Genomic DNA, 23,395 nt, shown 5'->3' with positions numbered 1-23,395 from the left:
GGCTACCTCACTCAGAGTAACTGGCCCATGTAGATGGCATTGCTGCGCAGGATTGGGGTGAACCCCATGCGCTGATAAAAGGCACAGACCTGCTCATTCTGCAGGCTGACGCCAAGATGGACACCGCTGACACCGGCAGCGCGCAGCGCCGCCAGCTCATGCTCAATCATCCGGCGACCCCAGCCGCCTTTCTGTGCCGCCGGCAGCAGGTTGATATGCAGATGAGCGGGCCACTGCGTCACCAGCGTGTCAGCGGCCTGGTCAGGATGGCGTATTGCGTCGAGCACTTTGCTGTCGAGCGGCGCGCTGGCGCTGCGATCACGATATTTCTCCTGCAGCTGCGGCCACCATGCGGCCTGTAGCTGCGCTTCAAACGCGCGGGTATCGGGCGCGGCGACCACATAACCCTGCACCTCACCGTCCCGCTCCAGCACAAAAGCAAAGTCAGGCGCGAAACGCGCATAAGGCACAGCAAAACGCTGGCCGGGATAGTCAGGATCGGAATAGAGCGCGCGGGCATCGCCACCTGCATCGGCTGTTTCCAGGCAGATGCGGTAGAGCGCCGGGTAGTCCGCCGGGGTGGCCGGACGAATGACACCTTGATTCGCCATGGTGAATTCTCGTGAGTGAGTGAATCGGTCAGGGATTGAACAGATCCGCAGATAAAAGTTACGTTAATGAAAGTGGACTTAGTTTTCAAGATAGAATAATTACCTTATCTCACTAACACGGGCGCTTCGGCAATGTTTACCGGCATCGGGATGCACAACTGTGATCGCCAACACGCCCGGATCATGGCGGCTGGCAGCAGATTCACGGCCAGTGAAAGGGGAAAAGTGTGAGCGTGATAGGATTTTCGTATGTTTTATCAGGAGGTTATTTTGCGATGATTGCACTGGCATCTCCTGCTGCAGAAAAAGTAGCTGGCGACGCACCGCCACGGTTAATCGCGTAAATGCCAGCGCAGTGTGCTGTATTTCACGCCATGCCGCTGTTTATTTGCGCGTGCTCACAGCGTTGCAATTCCCCGCGCAGGCTGTTTGACTTTATTTTTTTATTAAAGTAAGTATGAGTGAGTGCGTTTGTGTGCGGCTGCAGCCTGCAGGATGTCAGGCGGTGAGATGAAAGGATGCCGATCCTGGTCTGAAGAAGGTGAGCATAATGTCTGTTTCCTCCGTTCGTTCGTTCCGAATTCGCAATGTGGGTCGGCTGCTGGCAGCGGGCCTGCTGGCGGGCAGCGTCTCGCATGCCGCCCACGCCGCCGTTACCCTGAATGAGTGGGATATCTACAACTACCCGGAGCAGACTGCCGCGGTGGATGAAGGGATTAAAGAGTTTTCCCAGCAGAATCCCGGCATTGTGATTAACCGCTCGGTTCACTCCTTTGAAGATACCCGTATTCCCCTGAAGCTGGCGCTGACCGCCGGTGATGGCCCGCAGATCGCTCAGGTCAACCAGGGCGGCGGCGATATGGGCTCGCTGGTTAAAGATAAGCTGCTGCTGCCGCTCGACAGCTACGCCGCCAGCAACGGCTGGACCACACGCTTCCCGGACTCGATTCTGAAACGTAACCGCTGGTCAGACAGCGGCGAGTTCGGCAGCGGCAAACTCTATGGCGTCGCCAGCCTGGGCGAGATGGTCGGGCTCTATTACAACAAAGCGCTGCTGGATAAAGCAGGTATTGCCGTGCCGAAAACGCTGGCTGAGCTGGAAAGCGCGATGGCGAAACTGAAGCAGCAGGGCACCGCGCCGATGATGCTCGGTCTGCTGGATGGCAACATGGGCCAGCAGCTGCTCAGCACCCTGTGGCAGGCGCAGATTGAGAGCCACGACCGCAAGACGCTGGATAATCTGATTTACGATGTGGGCGGCACCTTCAAAGACAGCAAGCTGGTCAATGCCGCCTCTATGATGAAGAGCTGGACCGACAAAGGGTACTTCTTCCCTGGCTTCCAGGGCATCGGTCACGACGATGCGGCGACGCTGTTCCAGAACGGCCAGGCTGCGTTCCTGGTCAGCGGCACCTGGTATCTCGGCCAGTTTAAAGACAACAAAGATATTCACTTTGCCGCGATGCCTGCCGGTGAAGGCGTGAAGCAACCGCTGATGGTGGGCGGTACCGATCTGGCGTTCTCCATCACCAGCACTGCCAAAGGCAAAGACCAGCAGGAAGGTGCGGCGAAGTTCATCAACTATATGGTCTCTGATGCCATGGCGAACCGCTGGCTGAAGGTGGGCTTCCTGCCTGCCAGCACCAACAAAGCGGCGAAAATGCCAGCGGACAATCCGCTGCTGGCCGAGGCGTATCAGGTCTGGCTGACACTCAATGATTACGACGGTTTAGGTCACTACGTGGACTGGGCGACACCCACCATGAACGCCGAGCTGAATCAGAACGTTCAGCTGCTGCTGGCAGGCCGTCAGACACCCGATCAGATGGTAGTTAATTTTGATAACAACTATCAGCGTTACCTGAAAACGCTGAAGCATTAAGCCGGAGGCCCGGCGAACAGCCGGGCCTGAGCCTCGTTCTGAACCACGAGTAGAGTTATGTTGAATTTAAGTGGCTGGCGTAATTTTCTCTATGTTCTGCCTGCGGTGCTGGTCTATGCGGTGTTTCTGCTGTTCCCGCTACTGGCCTCGCTGGGCATCAGTTTTACCGAATGGGACGGCACCTCGCTGCCGGTGTTTAGCGGCGTCAGCAACTATCTGCGGATGTTCAGCGATCCGGTGTTCTGGATTGCGCTGGGCAATAACGCCATCCTGATGCTGTTCTATACCCTGTTGCCGATTGGCGTCGGCCTGCTGCTCTGCAGCTTTCTGTATGACACGCGCAACAACAGCGAACGCAGCGTGCTGCGCATTCTCTTTTTCCTGCCCTACATCATGCCGATGGCGGTGCTGGGCGTGGTGTGGCGCTGGCTCTATAACCCGGCGTTTGGTCCGATCGACCAGATATTACGCGCAATCGGGTTGCCCCAGCTGGCGCTCTCCTGGCTGGGTGATTTTACCTGGGCGCTGCCCGCCGTGGGTCTGGTCGCCACCTGGTACTTCTTCGGTTTCTGTCTGGTGCTGTTTATGGCGGGCCTGCAGCGCATGGATCCCTCACTGCTGGAAGCGGCCGATCTCGATGGCTCGTCGCGTCGCCAGAAGTTTATGCGCATTACGCTGCCAGGCCTGCGACCCGAGCTGCGGATTGCCCTGCTGCTGACGGTGATCGCCAGCCTGAAAGCCTTTGACCTGGTCTATGTGATGACGCAGGGCGGCCCGGGCACCTCCACCATGGTGACCAACATCTTTATGTATAAGCAGGGCTTTGATCTGCACTACTTTGGCTACGCCTCGTCGGTGGCGGTGTTCAGCATGGTCATTGTTTTAGGGATTAACTATCTGATCCATCTGGCCTTAAAGGAGCGTTACTGATGCGAAGCACGCCGGTGATTTCACGCGCGCTGATCTGGATCGTGGCGCTGATGACGATTCTGCCGTTCCTGATGGCGCTGATGACGTCGTTCAAAACCCAGATGGAGCTGTTTCAGGGGGTCTTCACGCTGCCCGCCTCGCTGAATTTCAAAAACTACCTGACCGCGTGGCAACAGGGCCACTTCAACGTCTACTTCCTCAACTCGGTGCTGGTGGTGATTCCGGTGGTGCTGTTCAGCGTGCTGCTGGGCATTCTGGCCGGGTTCGGTTTCGCGTGGCTGAAAATCCCTGGTAAAAAAGTCATCGGAGCGATGCTGGCGCTGGGGATGGTATTGCCGAGTGAAGCCTTTATCATTCCGCTCTATCACGAGCTGCGCTGGATGGGGCTGACCAACACCTATCTGGCGCTGATCCTGCCGCAAATTGCCCTGTCGCTGCCCTTTACCACGCTGATGATCGCCAGTGCTTTCCAGCAGGTGCCGAAAGAACTGGTGGAAGCGGCGGTAATGGATGGGGCATCGCGGGTCAAAATTCTGTGGGGCATTCTGGTGCCCGCTATCTGGCCGACCCTCTCAACGCTGGGGCTGCTGCTGTTTATCTGGACCTGGAATGAGTTCCTGATCCCGCTGATTCTGGTCAACAAGGATGAGTTACGCACACTGCCAATTGGCATGATGTTTTTCCAGAACAAAAACACCATCGACATTCCGGTGCTGATGGCGGGCGCGATGATTGTGATTATGCCGCTGATCGTGGTGTTCCTGATTTTCCAGCGCAAGTTCATCAGCGGCGTCACCGAAGGGGCCGTGAAGTAATCTTTGATAGCCCGCACGAAACGGCGCACTGGCGGCCAGACAAAGGTTTGCCGCGCCGTATCGTGCTGCAATTCCTCCTCCTCAATCCTGCGGGAGACGCATGATGCACCTTTCCCTTGCTGATTTTCACCCTGTCGCCGATGGCGAAACCCCGGACACGGCCGTGCTGCAACGCGCTATGGATCAGATTGCGGCGGCGGGCGGTGGCCGTCTGACCCTGCCTGCCGGGCGTTATCGCAGCGGCTGCCTGAATCTGCCCTCTGATTTTGAACTCCATCTTGAAGCGGGCGCGGTGCTGATCGCCAGTCAGCGGCTGGCTGATTACCAGGCGGTACAGGCGCTGAGCTGTGCTGAGAAGTCCCACAATGTGCTGCTCTATGCGCTGGGCCAGCGCAATATCACCATCAGCGGCACCGGCCGTATAGACGGTGACGGTGAAGCCTGGTTTGCCGCTGAGCGTGACGAGCAGGGCTATCGCCTGCCGCGTGCGGACCGGCCGCGGATCATTGTGTTTGAAGATTGCGAGCAGGTAACGCTGACCGCCTTTACCATCGTGCAGGCGCCGATGTGGACGGTGCATCTGGTGAGCTGTCGCCATGTGCATATCGACCACCTCACCATCGACAATGCCATGACCATGCCGAATACCGATGCGCTCGATATCGACAGCTGCGAAGCGGTGTTTGTCAGCAACAGCTATCTCAGTGCCGCCGATGATGCCATCTGCATCAAAACCACCCATAAACCGGCCGCGCTGCGGCGTCCGGCGCGGCAGATTATGATCACCAACTGCCTGCTGCGTAGCTACAGCTGCGCCTTTAAAATCGGCACTGAAACCTGGGATGATGTGGAAGATGTCACGGTGACCGGCTGCACCATTTTTGATTCCAACCGTGGCATCGGCATTCTGTCGCGTGACGGTGGCGCGATGCGGCGTCTGCTGTTCAGTAATCTGACTTTTGCCTGTCACCATGCGCCGCCCTGTCACTGGGGAAAAGCCGATCCGCTGCATATTTCGGTGCGCAGGCGCGATCCCGCCATTACGCCCGGCATCGTAGAGCAGGTGCAGTTCAGTAACGTTACGGGCGTGGCGGAAGGGGCGATTAACCTGCATGCGGCAGAACCGGGCTGGATACGCGATGTGGTCATCAGCCAGCTGCAGATGCGGCAGACCGTGGCACCGGTTGCACAGGGACACTATGACGTACGGCCGCCCTGTAACCCGGACTCCCCGACCGGCATGGGGCTGGATAACGCCTACAAACTTGACCCGAAAACCGGCGAAGCTTTTGGCGTAGAGCGCTATCCCGGCGGGCTGCCGGGCCTGTTTGCACGCGGGGTGGAGAACCTGCAACTGCACAGCCTGGCGATAGTACGGCCGGAACCGTTACCGCCAGGCTGGCACCCCGAGTGCGTGGTGCAGTTGCCGGACTAAATCACAGCGCGGCGGCGATGGCCATACCGAGCTGTTCGGTGCTGGCGCTGCCGCCGAGATCGCGTGTCAGGTGCTCGCCCGCTGCCAGCGTGCGTTCAATCGCGTCTAACACCGCATCACCTGCCGCTTTGTAGCCGAGGTGCTCCAGCATCATCGCGCCACACCAGATCTGTCCGATGGGATTGGCGACGCCTTTACCGGCGATATCGGGCGCAGAACCGTGAACCGGCTCAAACAGGCTGGGGAACAGGCCTTCCGGGTTGATATTGGCCGAAGGGGCGATGCCGATAGTGCCGGTACAGGCCGGGCCGAGATCGGAGAGGATATCGCCAAACAGATTGCTGGCGACCACCACATCAAACCAGTCCGGATGCAGCACGAAGTTAGCGGTGAGAATATCGATGTGATACTTATCGACGCGAACATCGGGGAACTGACCGGCCATGGCTTCAACGCGGCTATCCCAGTAGGGCATGGTGATGGCAATGCCGTTCGATTTGGTGGCGGAGGTCAGGTGTTTCTTCGGCCGACTCTGCGCCAGCTGATAGGCAAACTTCAGGATGCGATCGACGCCGGTGCGCGTCATCACCGTCTCCTGAATCACCACTTCACGTTCGGTGCCGGGGAACATGGTGCCGCCGACGCTGGAGTATTCACCCTCAGTGTTTTCGCGTACCACATAGAAGTCGATATCGCCGGGCTGACGGTTCGCCAGCGGCGCTTTGACGCCTGGCATCAGTCGCACCGGACGCAGATTCACATATTGATCGAACTCCCGGCGGAACTGCAGCAGCGAGCCCCACAGTGAAACGTGGTCGGGCACCACATCGGGCCAGCCGACTGCGCCAAAATAGATCGCATCAAAGGCTTTCAGCTGTGGAAACCAGTCGTCAGGCAACATTTTGCCATGCTGCTGCCAGTAGTCGGCACTGGCGTAATCGAACCACTCCCAGCGCAGCGGAATGTTAAATTTCTCTGCGGCCGCATTCATTACACGGACGCCTTCCGGCATCACTTCTTTGCCGATGCCGTCGCCAGGGATCACGGCAACAGAGTGAATTTTGTCAGTCACAGGGTACCTTTCCGGTTGATGTTCGAATTGTGTACGCAGTATAACTGTCGCTTACGGGGAAATAATGAGCCTGAAAGGCAATCCAGTGTTGAATAAAAGTAGAGAATCCCGCACCTCCACCGATGATTTAGCCTTCTTTGTTCGCCTGGCTGCGCTGGATAGCCTGACTGCGGCGGCGCGCGAACTGGGACTGTCGCTGGCGGCGGTCAGCAAACGTCTGAGCCAGCTGGAACAGCGGCTTGGTGTGCAACTCCTGCGCCGCACCACGCGACGACTGGAGCTGACGCCGGAAGGGCGCCGTTATCTGGCGGGTGCGCGTCCGTTGCTGGATCAGCTGGCGGCGCTGGAAGAGGCGGTCAGCGGCGAAACCGCTCAGCTGCGCGGCACACTTAACATTAACGCCTCATTTGGCTTTGGCCGTCGGCATATTGCGCCCTGCGTCTCGGCTTTTGCCGCGCTGCACCCGGAACTCTCGCTGTCGCTGCAGCTCAGCAGCCAGCCACTTAATTTTCTTGATGCCCACATGGATATTGATATCCGCGTCGGGGAACCGCCCGACTCACGGCTGGTGGCGCGCAAACTGCGTACCAATCCGCGCATTCTCTGCTGCTCACCCGCCTATGCCGCCCGGCACGGTCTGCCGGAGACAGTGCGCGATCTGGCACAACACAACTGCATTTTACTGCGCCAGCACGACAGCGATTTTACCCTGTGGCGACTGACCAGCGGCGAACAGAGCATCAATCAGAAAGTGCGCGGCAGTCTGATCACCAACGATGGCGAAGTGGCGATGCGGCTGGCGATGGATGGACATGGCATCTTGCTGCGTTCCTGGTGGGATGCGCAGCACAGTCTGGCGACGGGCGAACTGCTGCCGGTGTTACCCGACTGGCAGGCACCGGATGGCGATATTTTTGCGGTCTGGCAGGCGCAGCGTCAGCTTCCGGCGCGTATTACCGCATTTGTGGCGTTTCTGCAGAGCAATCTGCAATCGGTTGATTAGTAAGGCTTTTAAAGGCAGTTTCTGGCGCAGCCAGACGCCTGCGGACAATAAATATACCGCATTAAGCTGATTCGGTTGCGTCATCATGCCGCTGCGTTTACAGCGTTTTAGCGGCTGCGTATGATTCTTATTCTTTTTATTTCCTGCCTGTCCTCTGCGTTGTGGCCAGCCGGGAGCAGCAGGCAGATAGGGGAGTTAAGTATGAAAGCGTTGTTCAGTCCGCGTACAGCGGCACTTACACTGGCGATGGTGACCACCTTCAGCCTGACGGCGTGCCAGATGCCGGCGAAAAAAGTGGATGCCAGTGCGCCGGTGGTGATGCAGCCCTCCAGCCCTGATAACCTGATTCAGCGCGAGCTGGGTGAAGGTTTGTATGAGATGGCCTATCTGCCAGCAAAAAATGCCCTCTATGTCGCCAGCGCGCAGGGATTTAAAGATATCAGCGGCGGCATGATCTACCGTCTTGATGCTTCCACGCTGCAGAGCACCGGCGCGGGACACTTCGACCTGAAAAACTTTGGTCTGATCAGTGCGCCTGACGGCAACGCACTCTACGCCACCAACACGCTGGATGGCGGTATCTCTAAGATCGATCCTGATAACGGTAAGGTGCTGAAGCGCCTGATGTTTGACGAGAAAAACGAGAAAGGCATGCCCTATGGCACGCGTGAAATCTTTCTGCATGACGGGCTGCTCTATGTCGGCGGCGTGGGCGATCCAGGCGTGATCTGGGTGGTTGATGCTAAAACCCTGACGCTGAAAACCCGGATAAAAAATGCCGGGAAGTGGGTCACAGGCATCATCTTCTCGCCGGTCAGCGACCGTATTTATGCGGCGAACGGCAGCGGAGAAATCCTGGTGATCAATCCGCGCAATAACAAAATCGAGCAGCGCCTGACGGCGGGTGACGGGCAGGAGTATCTGTTCCTGAATATGGCCGAGGATCCGGCAACCGGTCGTCTGTTTGTTACGGATAATTCAAAAGCGAAAAATACGCTGGTGTTTGATGAGCGCAGCGGCAAGGTCATTAAGCGTCTGAATCCGGGCGACTCACTAGGGATTAAGTTTAATGGCAAGCGCAATGAGATTTATATCAGCCAGCGCGAATCGAAGAAGGTGCTGCAGCTGGATGGCACCACCTATGAGGTGAAAAACAGCTGGTCATTTGATAGCCACCCCAACAGTCTGCTGGTCTCACCGGACGGGCAGACCCTGTTCGTCACCCTGAAGCAGGGCTTCAATGACGATCACAGCAGTCAGGGGCTGGATGGCGTGGCGCGTATCACACTGCAATAAGAAAAGGCGGCATCGCTGCCGCCTGCATCTTTACTTAGCCACACCTTCTACCAGCACCACGCGATAGTTCGCGCCTTTCAGACGGTGCGCTTTGGCAGCCTGATATTCCGGGCTGTCATACCAGGCATGTGCGGCTTCGCGGCTCGCGAATTCCAGAATCACCACGCCTTCTGCTTCCTGTCCTTCCAGCGTTTCCAGTTCGCCATAAAAGGCGAGAGGATTGATCTGATGATCGCCGCGAGCCTCGCCCGCTTTCTCGGCATAGATCGCCATTTCGTCCTGGTTCAGGGTGTTATCACGAATAAATACAACATATGCACTCACAGATCTCTCCTTAAGCTTTTTTATCCTGGGTTTTGGTATCGAAGTCAGCGGCATCATGACGCTCGTGCAGCTGATCGGCCGGGTCGCCCATGACACGGTTGACCTTGCGGCCACGAATTACAGCAGGTCGCAGCGCGATCTCTTTCGCCCAGCGCACCACATTTTTATAGGAGTGCACATCCAGGAATTCGGCACCGCCATACTGGTCATTCAGCACCATGTTGCCGTACCACGGCCAGGTGGCGATATCAGCGATGGTGTAGTCATCACCGGCCAGATAGCGGTTATCTGCCAGCTGACGATCCAGCACGTCGAGCTGACGCTTCGCTTCCAGCGTGAAGCGGTTAATGGCGTACTCAATTTTTTCTGGCGCGTAGTGATAGAAATGACCGAAACCACCGCCCAGGTAAGGCGCTGAGCCCTGTAACCAGAAGAGCCAGTTCAGGGTTTCGGTGCGGCCAGCGATATCTTTCGGCAGGAAGTAGCCATACTTCTCCGCCAGATAGAGCAGGATGTTGCCCGATTCAAATACCCGAATCGGCGGCGTTGCTGAGTGGTCGCTCAGCGCCGGGATTTTCGAGTTCGGGTTTACGTCGACAAAACCGCTGGAGAACTGATCGCCTTCGCCGATACGGATCAGCCAGGCATCATATTCCGCATCGTTGACGTTAAGCGCCAGCAGCTCTTCCAGCAGGATGGTCACTTTCTGGCCGTTAGGCGTGCCAAGCGAATAGAGCTGTAAAGGATGCTTGCCGACCGGCAACGCTTTTTCATGGGTGGGACCAGCGAACGGACGATTAGTTTTAGCGCCGTTACCTTTGGCTTCAGGGTCCCAGGTCCAGACTTTTGCGGGCTGATATGCATTTTCCGACATAATGAAAGTTCGCCTTATGGTGTGGTATTGGTCTGGAGTGTAGCAGGTGCTGCGAAGGGAGTTTAACTCTGCTGGCTGCGCAAGGCCGTGCTGCAGGGGGCTGATGTCAGGCGGGCAGCGGCACAGGAGAAAAGTGAATAAAAGTGTGTCAGGCAGGTGGTTCGTTATCCTGAGCGGAGGTGGCCGTGCAGTCAGCAGCGACTGCACGGCAGGCAGGGTTACAGCAGTTCACGCTCAATCAGTTCGCGGGTTTCTACCGCCTGAACCTTCATCTTTTCCGGGTAGCCAAACAGAGACGCCGCGATGATCGGTTCACCGCCGACTTTATAACTGCGGGTGGCAAAGCCGTTGTCGCGCAGCGTTTTAAACAGGGTGTCGAAGTCCACTTCGCCTTCGCCCACGCCGACATGCTGGTGAATGGTGGCATCCACCCCTGGCGGGTTAACGATGTAGCGACAGTGTTTTGTATGGTTCATGGTGTCGGCGATCAGCATGTGTGACAGATCGTCACCGGCATACTCCAGCATCGGTTTCACATCACCTTTGCCTTTGTCATAAAAGAAAGTGTGTGGCGCGCTGTAGATATACTTCACATTATCGCTGCGGAACGACTTCACGATATCCACGGTTTCGTTGTTCTCTTCGCAGAAATCCCATGGATGCGCCTGGATTTCGACGCGGATGCCTTCACGTTCGATGATCGGCAGCAGCTCTTCCATGGAGCGATAGAACATCTCTTCACAGATTTCCGGCTCGTTAGGCGTGCCGGAGAGCTCGGTGTTGATCACCTGCACACCCATCTCAACCGCGATCTCAATCATCCGCTTCCAGTTCTTCACCGCCGCCTGACGACGCAGCTCATCCGGGCCGGACCAGCGATAGACCACGATAAACGAGGAGATCTCCAGCCCGGTGGCGTTTAACGCATTCTTATACTCGGTGATGATTTCACGGCTGGCTTTAGGATGCTTATAAAACGGGTTGATCTGCGGATGCGGCGACTGTTCGATATATTTGTATCCCCAGTCGGCCACCTGATGAACCATACGGGTGATGCCTAAATCTTTAATCACATCCACATCAAAAGCGATTTTCATCTTTCTGCTCCGGGCACATTAAGGTTGCTGTTCTTCATTGAAGGTCACGCCAATCTGCAGCCTGACGTTGTCCATCGCGGCCAGGGTGGTAATCGCCTGGTCAAGCGAATGGATGGGTGAATCGATCCGGTTCTGACCGATACACCAGGCGAAATGGTTAATTTCATGACAGAGCTGTTCATAGCGGCTGGCAGGCTCCTGCCACTGCAGGCGATGACGCCGATCGCTGGAGGTCAGGGTGAAGTTACCGGGCGCATAGAACTGTCCCGCCAGTTCCAGCGTGGCCTCGCGTCCGGCGATCACCGCGCCGCCTGGCGTGTTGCTGAACAGGGTGGTATTCAGCACCGAATGCATGCCGTGCTGATGGGTAAACAGCATCGACGTCTGACCGTTTACACGCCCATCCGGGACGGACTGGCCCCGGGCGACGATCGTGTCAGGCGCACCGCCGCCAACAAACACGCTAAGCGCCACCAGATAGCTGCCCAGATCCAGCATCGGGCCGCCCGCCAGATCGGCATTGAAGATGCGATGGTCCGGGGTGAAAAACTCGCCATGATCGGCAATCAGGGTGTGAACATCGCCGAGCACGCCATCCTCCAGCAGCTGACGGATAACGTCATATTTCGGTGTGAAGTTGCACCACATCGCCTCCATACAGAGCAGGTTCGCGTCAGCGGCGGCCAGTTTAAGCTGTGTCGCCTGTTGAGCATTCAGCGCCAGCGGCTTTTCAATCAGCAGATGCTTTCCGGCGGCAATCGCGCGCAGACCATCGGGAAAATGGTGGTTGTGGGGCGTGGCGATATAGACCGCATCAACATCCTCCCGCGCCAGCAGCACGTCGATACTGCCCGTGGCATGGCTGATTGACCATTTGTCGGCAAAGGCCTGCGCTTTTGCCGGGTCACGCGCAGCCACCGCCGTGATCTGCTGATGGGTATGCTTGCGCAGTGCATGGGCAAAATGGTCGGCGATCCAGCCCGGCCCGATAATGCCCCAGCGCAACTGTGGTACCTGGCTGGCAGCGGTCAGGCGTGGAACCGGAAGCGTTGAAGGGAACATAACTTTTCCTTTTGTACGTGCAGGCAGGTGCTGCTCAGGGCTCCACTATAGAAAGCCCGCCGTCGTCGCTCTAACCTTTTAATGATGTGATCCCATCAACCCGATCGGCGCAGGATTTTTATCCGTTTTAGCAAATGGGCGTTTTAAAGAGAATGCAGAAAGAAATGAATGTTTCATTTTGCGAGGAAGATCAAGATTAACGCTGACTTTCTATCAAATAAATGAGAGGAAATGGCTTTGCCGCGATAGAGTGTTGATGTCTCAGACAACAGAATATTTAGGCGTAGCCGTCAGCCAGCGCTACAGAGAGCAGAAGCAGGGAGAAGGATGATGTCAAAAGTGACGATGACCGCTATTGCGCAGGCGGCGGGCGTGGGCGTGGCCACCGTGGATCGGGTGCTGAATGGACGCGCGCCGGTGCGCAGCGTGACCGAGCAGAAAGTGCTGGCTGCGGCCCGCGAGCTGGGCTATCACCTGACACAGGCACACATCCGGACAACATCGCCGCTCGCTGCGGCAACAGTTCGCGTGAGCTTTATCCTGCTGCCTGCCCGTTATTCGTTTTATCAGCAGCTAGGCGAGGTGCTGAAACAGCAGCTGAAGGCTCAGCAGCCACAGGGCAGCGAACCTGAGTTTTGCTGGCATGATATTCACGAAGTGGAGGCGGTGGCGCACTCGCTGCGTCTGCTGGCACAGCGCAGTGATGTGATTGCGCTGGTGGCGCTGGATCATCCGCTGATTCGTCACGCGATTCAGGATGTGTCCCGACTGGGCGTGCGGGTTTACGCGCTGTTTTCTGATTTCTCGCCCTGTGAGCATGCGGGTTTTATCGGCATTGATAATCAGAAAGCGGGACGTACGGCGGCCTGGATGGCACAGCATCTGCTGCGTCAGCCGGGATGCGTTGGGGTGCTGCTGGGCGATCACCGCTTTACCTGCCAGGAGAGCAGCGAGATCAGTTTCCGCTCTTACCTGCGCGAGTCAGGCATCAGCCAGCGGGTACTGGAACCGTTAAAAACGCATGAGTCGGGTGAAGGGGGCTATCAGGCGACCCGGCAGTTGCTGGACACTCATGATGATCTGGTGATGATTTATGCGCCCTGCGGCGGCATCGAGGGCGTGGTGCAGGCGCTGCGTGACAGCGGACGCAGGCAGATCGATCTGCTGTGCCACGGTCCGCTGCCCGGCGATGAGCTGGCGCTGATTGATGGCACCATTACGCTGATGTTGCGCCATCGTATTGATGCCATGGCTGCGGCGGTGATCGCCACCTGCCTCAACAGCCGGATGGAACAGCGCGACCATTTTGCTCAGGTGACCGTACCCTTTGAAATCGTGACGCGTGAAAACCTGTAGAAAGAGCAGGTTAGCGGGTATTTGATAGAAAACTATCATATAAAGAAATATTTAAACGCGATCTCTATCAAAAAATGAAACTTTCATTGTTGTCTGAGATGAAATTTTCATTTGATACTGCCAGCAGTTCTCACTGCACAGGCAGATATCATGACCTTTCACATTGCTAATGCGCCCTGTAGCTGGGGCGTCGACGATCCCGCTAATCCCTGGCTGCCGCCATGGCAGAAAGTCCTGACTGAAGCCGCTCTGGCTGGCTATCCCAGTATCGAACTTGGCCCCTGGGGCTATCTGCCAGCGGATGCAGCCGAACTGACCCGGCAGCTTAATGCGCATCAGCTTTCGCTGGTGGCGGGTACGATTTTTGATGATTTGGTCAGTGAAGCGCATTTCCCTGAACTGGTCACGCTCACCCACAACCTGTGCCGTACCCTGGCCAGCGTACCAGCCGCCGTCAAAACGCCCGGCGCCAGCGCGCCTTATCTGGTGGTCATCGACTTCGGGAATCCGGAGCGGGCGAAATATGCCGGTCAGTCAGAAAAAGCGCCACGGCTCTCCGCTGACGACTGGCAGCGCATGATGCGACACATCACCATTCTGAGTGAGATTGCCTGGCAGGAGTATGGCGTGCGACCGGTGATCCATCCGCATGCGGGCGGCTGCATTGAGTTTGCCGATGAGCTTGCGCGGCTGGTCAGTGATATTCCGCATCAGGTGGCTGGTTTATGTCTGGATACCGGCCATCTCTATTACGCCGGGATGGATCCGGTCGCTTCACTGCAACAGTACTGGACCCGCATCGATTACCTCCACTTCAAAGACGTTAACCAGCGGGTCTGGCGAGACGCCCTCTCTCGCGGACTCGACTTTTTCACTGCCTGCGCGCAGGGGGTGATGTGTCCGCTGGGGCAGGGCGCAATTGACTATCCGGCGGTGCGCACGCTGCTGACTGAGCGTAACTATCAGGGCTGGATCACCATCGAACAGGAGCGTGATCCGCGCCATGCCGACACCAGTCTGCGGGATGTTAAAGCCAGCCTGGACTATCTCCGATCAACAGGATTCTGAGGACAACAGCATGATTAACGGTAAAAAAGCGGCTAATCGCTCGCTGCGCTGGGGCATGATCGGCGGCGGCGGCACCAGCCAGATTGGCTATATCCATCGCTCTGCGGCACAGCGTGACGGAAACTTTGTGCTGCTGGCGGGGGCGTTTGATATTGATGCCGCACGCGGGCGTGAGTTTGGTCAGGCGCTGGGTGTGGCACCGGACCGCTGTTATCCCGATTATGCCAGCCTGTTCGCCGGGGAAGCCGCGCGTGAAGATGGCATTGAGGCGGTGTCTGTCGCCACGCCTAATAATACTCATTTCGCCATTTGCCGCGCGGCGCTTAATGCCGGGCTGCATGTGGTGTGCGAGAAGCCCCTCTGTTTTACGGTCGAAGAGGCGGATGAGCTGGAGCAGCTGAGCCGGGAGAAGCAGAAGGTTGTTGGCGTCACCTACGGTTACGCCGGGCATCAGCTGGTTCATCAGGCCAGGGAGATGATCGCCGAAGGGGCTTTGGGTGAGATCCGCATCGTTAACATGCAGTTTGCTCACGGCTTCCATAATGAGGCGGTGGAGTTGCAGAGTGAAAGCACCCGCTGGCGGGTCGATCCGCGCTTTGTCGGCCCGAGTTACGTGTTAGGCGACCTGGCGACGCATCCGTTATTTATTGCAGAAACGATGTTGCCACAGCTGAAAGTGACGCGTCTGCTCTGTTCGCGTCAGAGCTTTGTCGCGTCGCGTGCGCCGCTGGAGGATAACGCCTTTGTGATGATGGAGTATGACAACGGCGCGGTCGGCACGTTATGGGCGTCGGCGGTGAATGCCGGATCGATGCACGGGCAGAAGATTCGGGTCGTCGGATCGAAAGCCAGTCTGGAGTGGTGGGATGAGCAGCCGAACCAGTTGCGCTATGAAGTGCAGGGCGAGCCAGTGCGCATTCTGGAGCGCGGCATGGGCTATCTTAATCCGCGCGCGCTGGAAGAGGACCGCATTGGCGGAGGGCATACCGAGGGGTTATTTGAAGCCTGGTCCAATCTTTATCGTCGCTTCGCACTGGCGATGGATGCTACCGATCGCCGTGACACCGATTTCCTGCAGGATTTCTGGTATCCCGACGTGCATGCCGGATTAATGGGCGTGCGCTGGGTTGCGCAGTGCGTGAAATCGGCGGATGCCGGTGCGGTGTGGGTGGCGTGCTGAAGCAGAGGGTGAGCCACAGGATGTGGCGAGTGTATCGAACCTTCGATAACGGGTTCGCTCCACAAAAGCAAAAAACCCGCCAGAGGCGGGTTCTTTAAATATGGTGCCCGAACCCGGAATCGAACCAGGGACACGGGGATTTTCAATCCCCTGCTCTACCGACTGAGCTATTCGGGCAACGGGGCGCATTAAACCGTAAAGGCCGCGGGTCGTCAACGGCTTTCACCAAAAAACCCCTGGAAACGTGACTGATTGCCTGATTTTCAGTCAAAGCGGGTAAAACCTCAGGCCAGCGCGCCATTTTTACGGCACAGCGCGATGCTGTAAACATCCTCCGCCAGCCGCTGTGCAGTGGCGACATCCTGCACATTGCGCTTCACCAGCAGCTTGCTGAGGCAGCCTTCAAGAATCAGCTCCATCTGATCGGCCACCATGCTGGGGTTGTCCAGCGCCTGCTCCACCAGAATGTCGTGGGTGAACTGCCATGAGCCGCGTTTCTGCTGTTCGGCCAGTTGATGGATGGGCTGATCGGGCTGCGGGTAGAAGCTACAGGCGGCAATAAACAGGCAGCCTGGAAAGCGTCCTTTGCTGACCTGCTCACTCAGGACCTCATAGCGTGCCATCAGCTTCTGGTCGGGCGACAGCGATTCATCCAGCAGGATCTGGCGTCGCCAGGTATCAATCTGCTGCCCGTGATAGCGCAGTGCATCGTAGAGCAGGGCGTCACGATCGGGCCAGAACTGCTGAAGCTGATCACGGGTTAATTCGGATCCCGCCAGGGTTTCCAATGAGAGGGTGGCGGCGAGGCCGTTCTGTTCAAGCACATTCAATGCATGCTCGAGTATCTGTTCACGCTGCAAGTGACTCTCCTCTGGTATGCAGGCCCGGTAAGGCACCGGGCAATGACCTGACTCCAGTGTTGTTTACGGGGTAAGTTTCTGCAAATGCGCCCGGAAGTCGGCGGCATTGAGAAACCCGGTGATGCGCGATCCGGCGATTTCGCGGCCCTGCGCATCAAAGAACAAAATCGTCGGTAAGCCCAGCACCTGAAGGTGCTGCAACAGCGCGTTATCACTGGCGTTGTTGGCGGTGACGTTGGCCTGGAGCAGCTGTACCTGACTCAGGCTATCGCGCACGGCGCTGTCACTAAAGGTATATTTTTCAAACTCTTTGCAGGCGACGCACCAGTCAGCGTAGAGATCGACCATGGTGATGCGGCCACGGGCCTGCTGCAGCGCGCTATCGAGCTGCTGCGGCGTCTGGATAGTATGGAACGGCAGCGGTGCCACAGCCTGCTGCTGCGCCGATCCGCCAAAGGCCCAGTCCTGCAACGGGCGTGCGCTGATCAGCGCAGCGGCCAGCATGATAATCTGCACTACGCGCCACTTACCGCTGCTGGCGCGCAGGCTGACGCTGAACGCCCAGCCAAAGAACGCCACGCCGAGCAGGCTCCAGAGTCGCAATCCCCACGCATCGCCCAGCACCCGCTCCAGCAGGAAGACCGGCAGCGCCAGGATGACAAAACCAAAGCCCTCTTTAACGGTTTGCATCCACGGGCCGCTTTTTGGCAGCAGCCGGTTGCCAAACAGGGTCACGGCGATCAGCGGTAATCCCATTCCGACCGCATAGAGCCACAGCGTCCCGGCACCGGCCCACAGATTTCCGCTCTGCGCGATGTAAAGCAGAATGGCGCTGAGCGGGGCCGTGGTGCAGGGCGAGCAGATCAAACCCGCCAGCGCGCCCATCAGGAAGACGCCGGGCAGCGAGCCACCCTGCTGACGATTACTCCACAGGGTCAGGCGGGTTTGCAGGCTGGCGGGCAGTTGCAGCGTAAACAGGCCGAACATCGACAGCGCCAGCACGATAAACAGCAGTGAGAGCGTGAACAGCACATAAGGATGCTGCAACGCGGCCTGGAAGCGCAGGCCCGCTGCCGCGACGACCACTCCCAGCAGCGTGTAGGTCAGCGCCATCCCCTGCACATAGACCATCGCCAGCGCGAACAGTCGGCCCAGCGAATAGTGGCGCTGTCCGCCAAGGATAATGCCGGAGATCAGCGGATACATCGGCAGTACGCAGGGCGTAAACGCGACACCGATACCAATCAGTAGCGCCCAGAGCGGCGAGAAAGGCAGCGGGCTGGCGGGCGCGGGCTGAGCGCTGACCGGCGGCGGTGCGCTGCTGGCGGTCACCGCACTTACCGGAACGCTGCGCGTTTCTGGCGGATAACAGAATCCGGCGGCGGCACAGCCCTGATAAGTCACACTGAGCGTGGCGCCGCTGGCCGCCTGCTGCAGCGTCACCGGCAGCGTCAGATCCTGCGGATAGATTTCACTTTTGCCGAAGAATTCATCTTCATGCGGCTGACCAGCCGGCAGCGTTAACGGCGCGATGGTCGCGTTCTGCGGTGTGATGTGGATCTGCTGGCGATAGAGGTAGTAACCCGATTTCACTTTCCAGTGCAGGTTGAGCTGCGCGCCCTGCTGGTCGAAGTCAAAAGTAAAGGCCTGATCGACCGGCACAAAGCGACTGGTCGCCGGATTTGAAAAGAGTGAAGCGTGCGCCTGCAGGCCGATAAACAGCGTCAGCAGAAGCGTAATTAAGCGAGAGATGCGTGCAGCCATGACAAGTATTCACTGTCTCCATATTGAACCGGCAGCGCCAGCAGTTCGGGCACATCGTAAGGGTGAGCGTCTTTGAGCAGATCACACAGCGCCTGCTGATGATCGCTGTCGCATTTCAGCAGCATCTGGACTTCGCTGCTCTGCTCCATTTTTCCCTGCCAGAGATACCAGGAGGTGGCGCCCGGCAGCAGTGTGACACAGGCCGCCAGCCTGGCTTCCAGCGCTAAGCCAGCAAGGTGCTCCGCCGTGGCCTGATCGGGCGTGGTGCAGAGGATAACGACAGCATTCATCCTGTGACTCCTGTTTTAAAGAGCGCCGATGATAGCACGCTCCATCCGTAACACGAGGAGTGCGCTTATAGCAGCAATCCGCCAAAAACGAAGCCAGAGAGCACCGACAGCGCAATGGCGATCACGCCGGGAATGATAAAGGCATGGTTAAACACATATTTGCCAATACGGGTCGAACCCGTGTCATCCATCTCGACGGCGGCCAGCAGGGTCGGGTAGGTCGGCAGCACAAACAGCGCTGAAACCGCCGCGAAGGAAGCGATGGCAGTAAGCGGCGTAACGCCCAGCAGCAGCGCGGCGGGCATCAGCGCTTTGGTGGTTGCAGCCTGCGAGTAGAGCAGCATCGAGGCGAAGAACAGCACCAGCGCCAGCATCCACGGATAGGTTTTCAGCGTGTCGCCCGCCAGCATCTGAATCTCCGCCAGATGTGCCTTCACAAAGGTATCGCCCAGCCAGGCGACGCCCATTACGCAGATACAGGCGCTCATGCCGGACTTGAAGGTGCTGGCGCTGAGGATTTCGCTGGTGTCGAGTTTGCAGGTCAGGCTGATCAGCGTGGCGATGGTCAGCATAAACACCACAATCGCTTCATTGCGTGGCAGCGGCGGATTGACGATCAGCCCGACGCTGGCGCTGGTCGCGGTGGCATAAAGCACCACGGCCACAATGCCCGTCAGAAACAGCAGCACCGATTTTTTCGCGCCCGGTTTTGCCTGGTAGAGGCTGGCGCCGCGCAGCGTGACTTCGCCTTTGGCGAGACGCGCCTGATAAACCTCATCATCCTTTAGCTCACGGCCTAAGAAGTTAGTCACCAGAGCCGCCAGGAAGAGGCCCACCATGGTTGAGGGGATGGCAATCGCCAGCAGCGTGATATAGCTGACGCCGCGCGGCTCAAGCAGGGTGGCGAAGAAGACCACTGCGGCTGAAATGGGTGATGCGGTAATCGCGATCTGCGAAGCCACTACCGCAATCGACAGCGGCCGGGAAGGGCGAACGCCTTGCTCTTTCGCCACTTCTGCAATCACCGGTAATGTTGAGAACGCGGTATGTCCGGTACCGGCCAGCAGCGTCATCAGGTAGGTCACCAGCGGGGCCAGCAGCGTAACGTGGCGTGGATGACGGCGCAGCAGGCGTTCCGCCAGGCTCACCAGATAATCCATGCCGCCTGCCACCTGCATGGCGGCTATCGCGGCGATCACCGCCATGATGATTTCAATCACATCGAACGGAATAGCACCGGGTGCCATGCCAAATCCCAGCGTCAGGATCAGCACGCCCATTCCGCCTGCGAACCCGATACCAATGCCGCCAAGACGTGCGCCCAACCAGATCGCCATCAAGACGATAAGCAGCTCAACCACAAACATGAATGACTCCTGAAAGATAAACCGGTAATAGCCGGGTGTGCTGTTTAACAAAAAAAAAGGCACACCGTGTTGATCGCGGTGTGCCTTTGGTTAACCAGCGTCGGTTAAACCTTACTGTTCGTTTTCATCAGTATAACGTTTGGCTTTATAAACCGGGTACATCAGGTTCTGCACCGAGAAGATATCGTCCAGCTCACTTTCCGTCAGCAGGCCGCGCTCCAGCACCACCTCACGTACGCTTTTACCGGTTTCCGCACAGATTTTACCGACGATGTCGCCGTTATGGTGGCCGATGTAAGGGTTGAGGTAAGTCACGATACCAATCGAGTTGAAGACATAGGCTTCGCACACTGCGCGGTTGGCGGTAATGCCGTTGATGCACTTCTCCAGCAGGTTGTAGCAGGCGTTAGTCAGAATGCTGATCGACTCAAACAGCGCCTGACCAATCACCGGCTCCATCACGTTGAGCTGCAGCTGGCCCGCTTCAGAGGCCATCGTCACGGTGATGTCGTTACCAATCACTTTGAAGCAGACCTGGTTTACCACCTCCGGTACAACCGGATTGACCTTGGCGGGCATGATAGAGGAACCCGCCTGCAGCTCTGGCAGATTGATTTCATTCAGGCCTGCACGCGGGCCAGAGGAGAGCAGGCGCAGGTCGTTACAGATTTTAGAGAGCTTCACCGCCAGACGTTTCAGCGATGAATGGACCATCACATAGGCGCCGCAGTCGGAGGTTGCTTCAATCAGATCTTCCGCCGGCACCACCGGCAGGTTGCTGACTTCCGCCAGACGCTGTACCGCCAAATGCTGATACCCTTCCGGCGTATTGAGGCGGGTGCCGATGGCGGTCGCGCCCAGGTTCACTTCCAGCAGCAGTTCCGCGGTGCGCAGAATGCTTTTGGTCTCTTCGTTCAGCAGTACGCTGAAGGCGTGAAATTCCTGCCCGAGGGTCATCGGCACGGCATCCTGCAACTGGGTACGGCCCATTTTCAGGATGGTCTGGAACTCATCGGCTTTGTGCTGGAAGCCTTCGGCCAGCTGGCTGATGCCATCAAGCAGTTTCAGTAGCGAGCTGTAGACCGCGATGCGGAAACCGGTTGGGTAAGCGTCGTTGGTGGACTGGCATTTGTTCACATGATCGTTGGGGTTGAGGTACTGATATTCCCCTTTCTGGTGGCCCATCAGCTCAAGGCCGATGTTCGCCAGTACTTCATTGGTGTTCATGTTGACCGAGGTTCCGGCACCGCCCTGATAAACATCCACGGGGAACTGGTCCATACAGCGGCCGTTGTTAAGCACTTCGTCGCAGGCCTTAATGATGGTATCGGCAATGTTGCGCGGGATGGTCTGCAGCTCTTTGTTGGCCATCGCCGCCGCTTTTTTTACCATCACCATGCCGCGGACAAATTCAGGTATGTCGCTGATTTTGCTGTTGCTGATATAAAAATTCTCAATCGCACGCAGAGTATGAACGCCATAATAGGCATCCGCCGGAACTTCGCGCATACCTAACAGGTCTTCTTCGATACGAATGTTGTTCGCCATGATAACCTTCTTGTTGTTGCCGCTAACCATCACAAAGGATGTGTTTATTTTGTCGTGGTGTACCCGTGCCGACATATTATCCGTCTTCATAGGGGCGTGTGCGATCATATTCTGATGCATATGAAAAGCACGCATGCAGATCACTTAATGCTGCAGCCTGGTTAACGATATGTGAAGTTGGTTACAAAATTAACCCCGCAGGATAAATTTGACAGGATCGGTTGAAAATGGCGACGCGGGTGCCCATCTCTTTTCTTATCATCCTCAGGATGAACGCTTTCTGCTGACCGGCACGCTGCCGTTCAGCCCCTACTTACAGGAGAGTACGGTGCGCTGGATACCGTTATTAGTCTTTTTCGTTCTGGCCTGGATTGAGATTTCCCTCTTCATTCAGGTTGCACACGTCATGGGCGTGCTGCTTACCATGCTGCTGGTGGTCTTCACCTCGTGCATCGGCGTTTCGCTGGTCAAAAATCAGGGCATGAAAAACTTTATGCTGATGCAGGAGAAGCTGGCACGTAATGAAAGCCCGGCCAATGAGATGATCAAAAGCGTGTCGCTGATCATCGCCGGTTTCCTGCTGCTGCTGCCTGGTTTCTTTACCGACCTGCTGGGCCTGCTGCTGCTGCTGCCACCGGTGCAGAAACATCTGACGCTGAAGCTGATGCCTCATCTGCGCGTCTGGCGGGGACCGGGAGCCGGACCAGACAGCGGCTACACCATGGATGGCGAGTTCGAGCGTAAAGACAGCGATCGCCTTGAGCATCATGACGATCACAAGGATCGTTAACCGCAGCTGTCACCTTTGAAAGCGCAACCCTCGGGTTGCGTGAGATTGTTGAAAAACCTGACCCGGCCAGCTGTGAGACCGGAGCCGCACAGGGAACAGGGTCAGATCGGAAAGTCGCAAAATCGTCATCCATGACTGCTCGGCCCGCGCCATCCGTGGCGCGGGACGCTTTCCTCTTCTGACCCTGTTTCCTGCGCCCTGAGCTTAGCCGTTGCTGCCAGGGTCATCCTGTACTGAGTTTGTCAGCACGCTGGCGCAACCTTCGGGTTGCGTTTTTTATTTGCCCCATCATCTGTTCAAAAAGCCATCACTTATCACTCACAGGTAAAAAATTTGTTGTCCGCCCCCTTGAAAGTGGGTGGTAGCGGCCCTATCTCTCTGGTCACGAGGCCGGAAGCCATGCAGCCCGGTGTTCAACCCCAAAACTGAATGATTGGACTTCTCAAAGGAGAGCTATCAAATGAAAATTCGTCCATTGCACGATCGCGTTATCGTCAAGCGTAAAGAAGTTGAAGCTAAATCAGCTGGCGGCATCGTGCTGACCGGTTCCGCAGCCGGTAAATCCACCCGTGGTGAAGTACTGGCTGTCGGCAATGGCCGCATCCTTGAGAGTGGCGACGTTAAGCCGCTGGACGTGAAGGTTGGCGACATCGTGATCTTCAGCGAAGGTTACGGCGCGAAAACCGAGAAAATCGACAACGAAGAGGTGCTTATCATCTCTGAGAGCGACATTCTGGCCGTTGTTGAAGCGTAATTTTTACGCGTAATTCA

22 protein-coding genes and 1 tRNA gene are annotated in these 23,395 nt (G+C 57.2%); 11 read left to right on the top strand and 12 right to left on the bottom strand.

The window, feature by feature from the left end; genetic code table 11:
• Window positions 1-11 precede the first annotated feature (11 nt).
• A complete protein-coding gene (locus NR195_RS08930) occupies window positions 12-611 on the bottom strand; it encodes a GNAT family N-acetyltransferase (RefSeq protein WP_033759591.1) in 600 nt (199 codons plus the stop codon).
• A 550-nt stretch (window positions 612-1,161) separates the two neighbouring features.
• Here NR195_RS08930 and NR195_RS08925 point away from each other — a divergent pair.
• The 4 genes from NR195_RS08925 (at window position 1,162) to NR195_RS08910 (ending at window position 5,673) form a co-directional block, all read left to right on the top strand.
• The gene (locus tag NR195_RS08925; RefSeq protein ID WP_010252044.1) at window positions 1,162-2,493 is read left to right on the top strand and encodes an extracellular solute-binding protein; all 1,332 of its coding nucleotides are present in this window, start codon (window positions 1,162-1,164) and stop codon (window positions 2,491-2,493) included.
• Between the two features lie 57 nt (window positions 2,494-2,550).
• The gene (locus NR195_RS08920; RefSeq protein WP_010252041.1) at window positions 2,551-3,423 is read left to right on the top strand and encodes a carbohydrate ABC transporter permease; all 873 of its coding nucleotides are present in this window, start codon (window positions 2,551-2,553) and stop codon (window positions 3,421-3,423) included.
• Window positions 3,423-4,238 carry a carbohydrate ABC transporter permease gene (locus NR195_RS08915; protein ID WP_010252038.1) on the top strand — a complete coding sequence of 272 codons (816 nt, stop codon included), beginning with the start codon at window positions 3,423-3,425 and terminating at the stop codon, window positions 4,236-4,238. Before NR195_RS08920 ends, NR195_RS08915 begins: the two co-directional genes overlap by 1 nt.
• 103 nt (window positions 4,239-4,341) lie before the next feature.
• The gene (locus NR195_RS08910; RefSeq protein WP_033759728.1) at window positions 4,342-5,673 is read left to right on the top strand and encodes a glycoside hydrolase family 28 protein; all 1,332 of its coding nucleotides are present in this window, start codon (window positions 4,342-4,344) and stop codon (window positions 5,671-5,673) included.
• Window position 5,674: 1 nt separating this feature from the next.
• Here NR195_RS08910 and NR195_RS08905 read toward each other — a convergent pair whose 3' ends face one another.
• Window positions 5,675-6,745 (bottom strand): tartrate dehydrogenase, encoded by a 1,071-nt coding sequence (locus tag NR195_RS08905; protein WP_033787519.1) that lies wholly within the window; start codon window positions 6,743-6,745, stop codon window positions 5,675-5,677.
• Between the two features lie 64 nt (window positions 6,746-6,809).
• On the opposite strand from NR195_RS08905, the gene NR195_RS08900 reads away from it, so the two are divergent.
• Together NR195_RS08900 and NR195_RS08895 are read left to right on the top strand one after the other, a co-directional pair.
• A complete protein-coding gene (locus tag NR195_RS08900; RefSeq protein ID WP_022625248.1) occupies window positions 6,810-7,748 on the top strand; it encodes a LysR family transcriptional regulator in 939 nt (312 codons plus the stop codon).
• A 201-nt stretch (window positions 7,749-7,949) separates the two neighbouring features.
• The gene (locus tag NR195_RS08895; RefSeq protein ID WP_187511252.1) at window positions 7,950-9,044 is read left to right on the top strand and encodes a YncE family protein; all 1,095 of its coding nucleotides are present in this window, start codon (window positions 7,950-7,952) and stop codon (window positions 9,042-9,044) included.
• Between the two features lie 30 nt (window positions 9,045-9,074).
• Here NR195_RS08895 and NR195_RS08890 read toward each other — a convergent pair whose 3' ends face one another.
• The 4 genes from NR195_RS08890 to NR195_RS08875 all read right to left on the bottom strand — a co-directional run bounded on the left by NR195_RS08890 (window position 9,075) and on the right by NR195_RS08875 (window position 12,401).
• The gene (locus tag NR195_RS08890) at window positions 9,075-9,368 is read right to left on the bottom strand and encodes a DUF1330 domain-containing protein (protein WP_010252030.1); all 294 of its coding nucleotides are present in this window, start codon (window positions 9,366-9,368) and stop codon (window positions 9,075-9,077) included.
• Between the two features lie 10 nt (window positions 9,369-9,378).
• Window positions 9,379-10,242, bottom strand: a complete 864-nt coding sequence (yghU, locus tag NR195_RS08885) for a glutathione-dependent disulfide-bond oxidoreductase (RefSeq protein ID WP_022625250.1) — start codon at window positions 10,240-10,242, stop codon at window positions 9,379-9,381.
• A 218-nt stretch (window positions 10,243-10,460) separates the two neighbouring features.
• On the bottom strand, window positions 10,461-11,339 hold the full coding sequence (locus NR195_RS08880; RefSeq protein WP_256844425.1) for a sugar phosphate isomerase/epimerase family protein: 879 nt from the start codon (window positions 11,337-11,339) through the stop codon (window positions 10,461-10,463).
• A gap of 18 nt (window positions 11,340-11,357) precedes the next feature.
• The gene (locus tag NR195_RS08875) at window positions 11,358-12,401 is read right to left on the bottom strand and encodes a Gfo/Idh/MocA family protein (protein ID WP_256844424.1); all 1,044 of its coding nucleotides are present in this window, start codon (window positions 12,399-12,401) and stop codon (window positions 11,358-11,360) included.
• Between the two features lie 330 nt (window positions 12,402-12,731).
• On the opposite strand from NR195_RS08875, the gene NR195_RS08870 reads away from it, so the two are divergent.
• From NR195_RS08870 to NR195_RS08860, 3 genes are all read left to right on the top strand, one after another.
• Window positions 12,732-13,757, top strand: coding sequence for a LacI family DNA-binding transcriptional regulator (locus NR195_RS08870; RefSeq protein WP_010252022.1), 1,026 nt, complete (start codon window positions 12,732-12,734; stop codon window positions 13,755-13,757).
• Between the two features lie 150 nt (window positions 13,758-13,907).
• Complete coding sequence (locus NR195_RS08865) at window positions 13,908-14,825, top strand: TIM barrel protein (protein ID WP_256844423.1); 918 nt, start codon at window positions 13,908-13,910, stop codon at window positions 14,823-14,825.
• A 10-nt stretch (window positions 14,826-14,835) separates the two neighbouring features.
• A complete protein-coding gene (locus NR195_RS08860) occupies window positions 14,836-16,005 on the top strand; it encodes a Gfo/Idh/MocA family protein (RefSeq protein ID WP_010252017.1) in 1,170 nt (389 codons plus the stop codon).
• Between the two features lie 101 nt (window positions 16,006-16,106).
• On the opposite strand, the gene NR195_RS08855 is transcribed toward NR195_RS08860, so the two are convergent.
• The 6 genes from NR195_RS08855 to aspA form a co-directional block, all read right to left on the bottom strand.
• Window positions 16,107-16,182 (bottom strand) — tRNA-Phe (locus tag NR195_RS08855).
• A gap of 107 nt (window positions 16,183-16,289) precedes the next feature.
• Window positions 16,290-16,865 carry a transcriptional regulator gene (locus tag NR195_RS08850; RefSeq protein WP_010252014.1) on the bottom strand — a complete coding sequence of 192 codons (576 nt, stop codon included), beginning with the start codon at window positions 16,863-16,865 and terminating at the stop codon, window positions 16,290-16,292.
• Window positions 16,866-16,928: 63 nt separating this feature from the next.
• A complete protein-coding gene (locus NR195_RS08845) occupies window positions 16,929-18,629 on the bottom strand; it encodes a protein-disulfide reductase DsbD (protein ID WP_245115658.1) in 1,701 nt (566 codons plus the stop codon).
• Window positions 18,605-18,919, bottom strand: coding sequence for a divalent cation tolerance protein CutA (cutA, locus tag NR195_RS08840; protein ID WP_010672018.1), 315 nt, complete (start codon window positions 18,917-18,919; stop codon window positions 18,605-18,607). The genes NR195_RS08845 and cutA overlap by 25 nt, the downstream gene beginning before the upstream one ends.
• A gap of 65 nt (window positions 18,920-18,984) precedes the next feature.
• Window positions 18,985-20,286, bottom strand: a complete 1,302-nt coding sequence (locus tag NR195_RS08835; RefSeq protein ID WP_033759606.1) for an anaerobic C4-dicarboxylate transporter — start codon at window positions 20,284-20,286, stop codon at window positions 18,985-18,987.
• Between the two features lie 111 nt (window positions 20,287-20,397).
• Window positions 20,398-21,834 (bottom strand): aspartate ammonia-lyase, encoded by a 1,437-nt coding sequence (gene aspA / locus NR195_RS08830; RefSeq protein WP_010251996.1) that lies wholly within the window; start codon window positions 21,832-21,834, stop codon window positions 20,398-20,400.
• A gap of 328 nt (window positions 21,835-22,162) precedes the next feature.
• On the opposite strand from aspA, the gene NR195_RS08825 reads away from it, so the two are divergent.
• On the top strand, window positions 22,163-22,624 hold the full coding sequence (locus NR195_RS08825; protein ID WP_010251992.1) for an FxsA family protein: 462 nt from the start codon (window positions 22,163-22,165) through the stop codon (window positions 22,622-22,624).
• Between the two features lie 460 nt (window positions 22,625-23,084).
• Window positions 23,085-23,378: a co-chaperone GroES gene (locus tag NR195_RS08820; RefSeq protein ID WP_022625257.1), complete on the top strand. Its 294-nt coding sequence runs from the start codon at window positions 23,085-23,087 to the stop codon at window positions 23,376-23,378.
• Window positions 23,379-23,395: the final 17 nt, after the last annotated feature.

Source organism: Pantoea sp. Ft-CA_14, assembly GCF_024520875.1.
Classification (GTDB): domain Bacteria; phylum Pseudomonadota; class Gammaproteobacteria; order Enterobacterales; family Enterobacteriaceae; genus Pantoea; species Pantoea agglomerans.
This window is presented reverse-complemented; position numbering and strand designations above follow the sequence as displayed.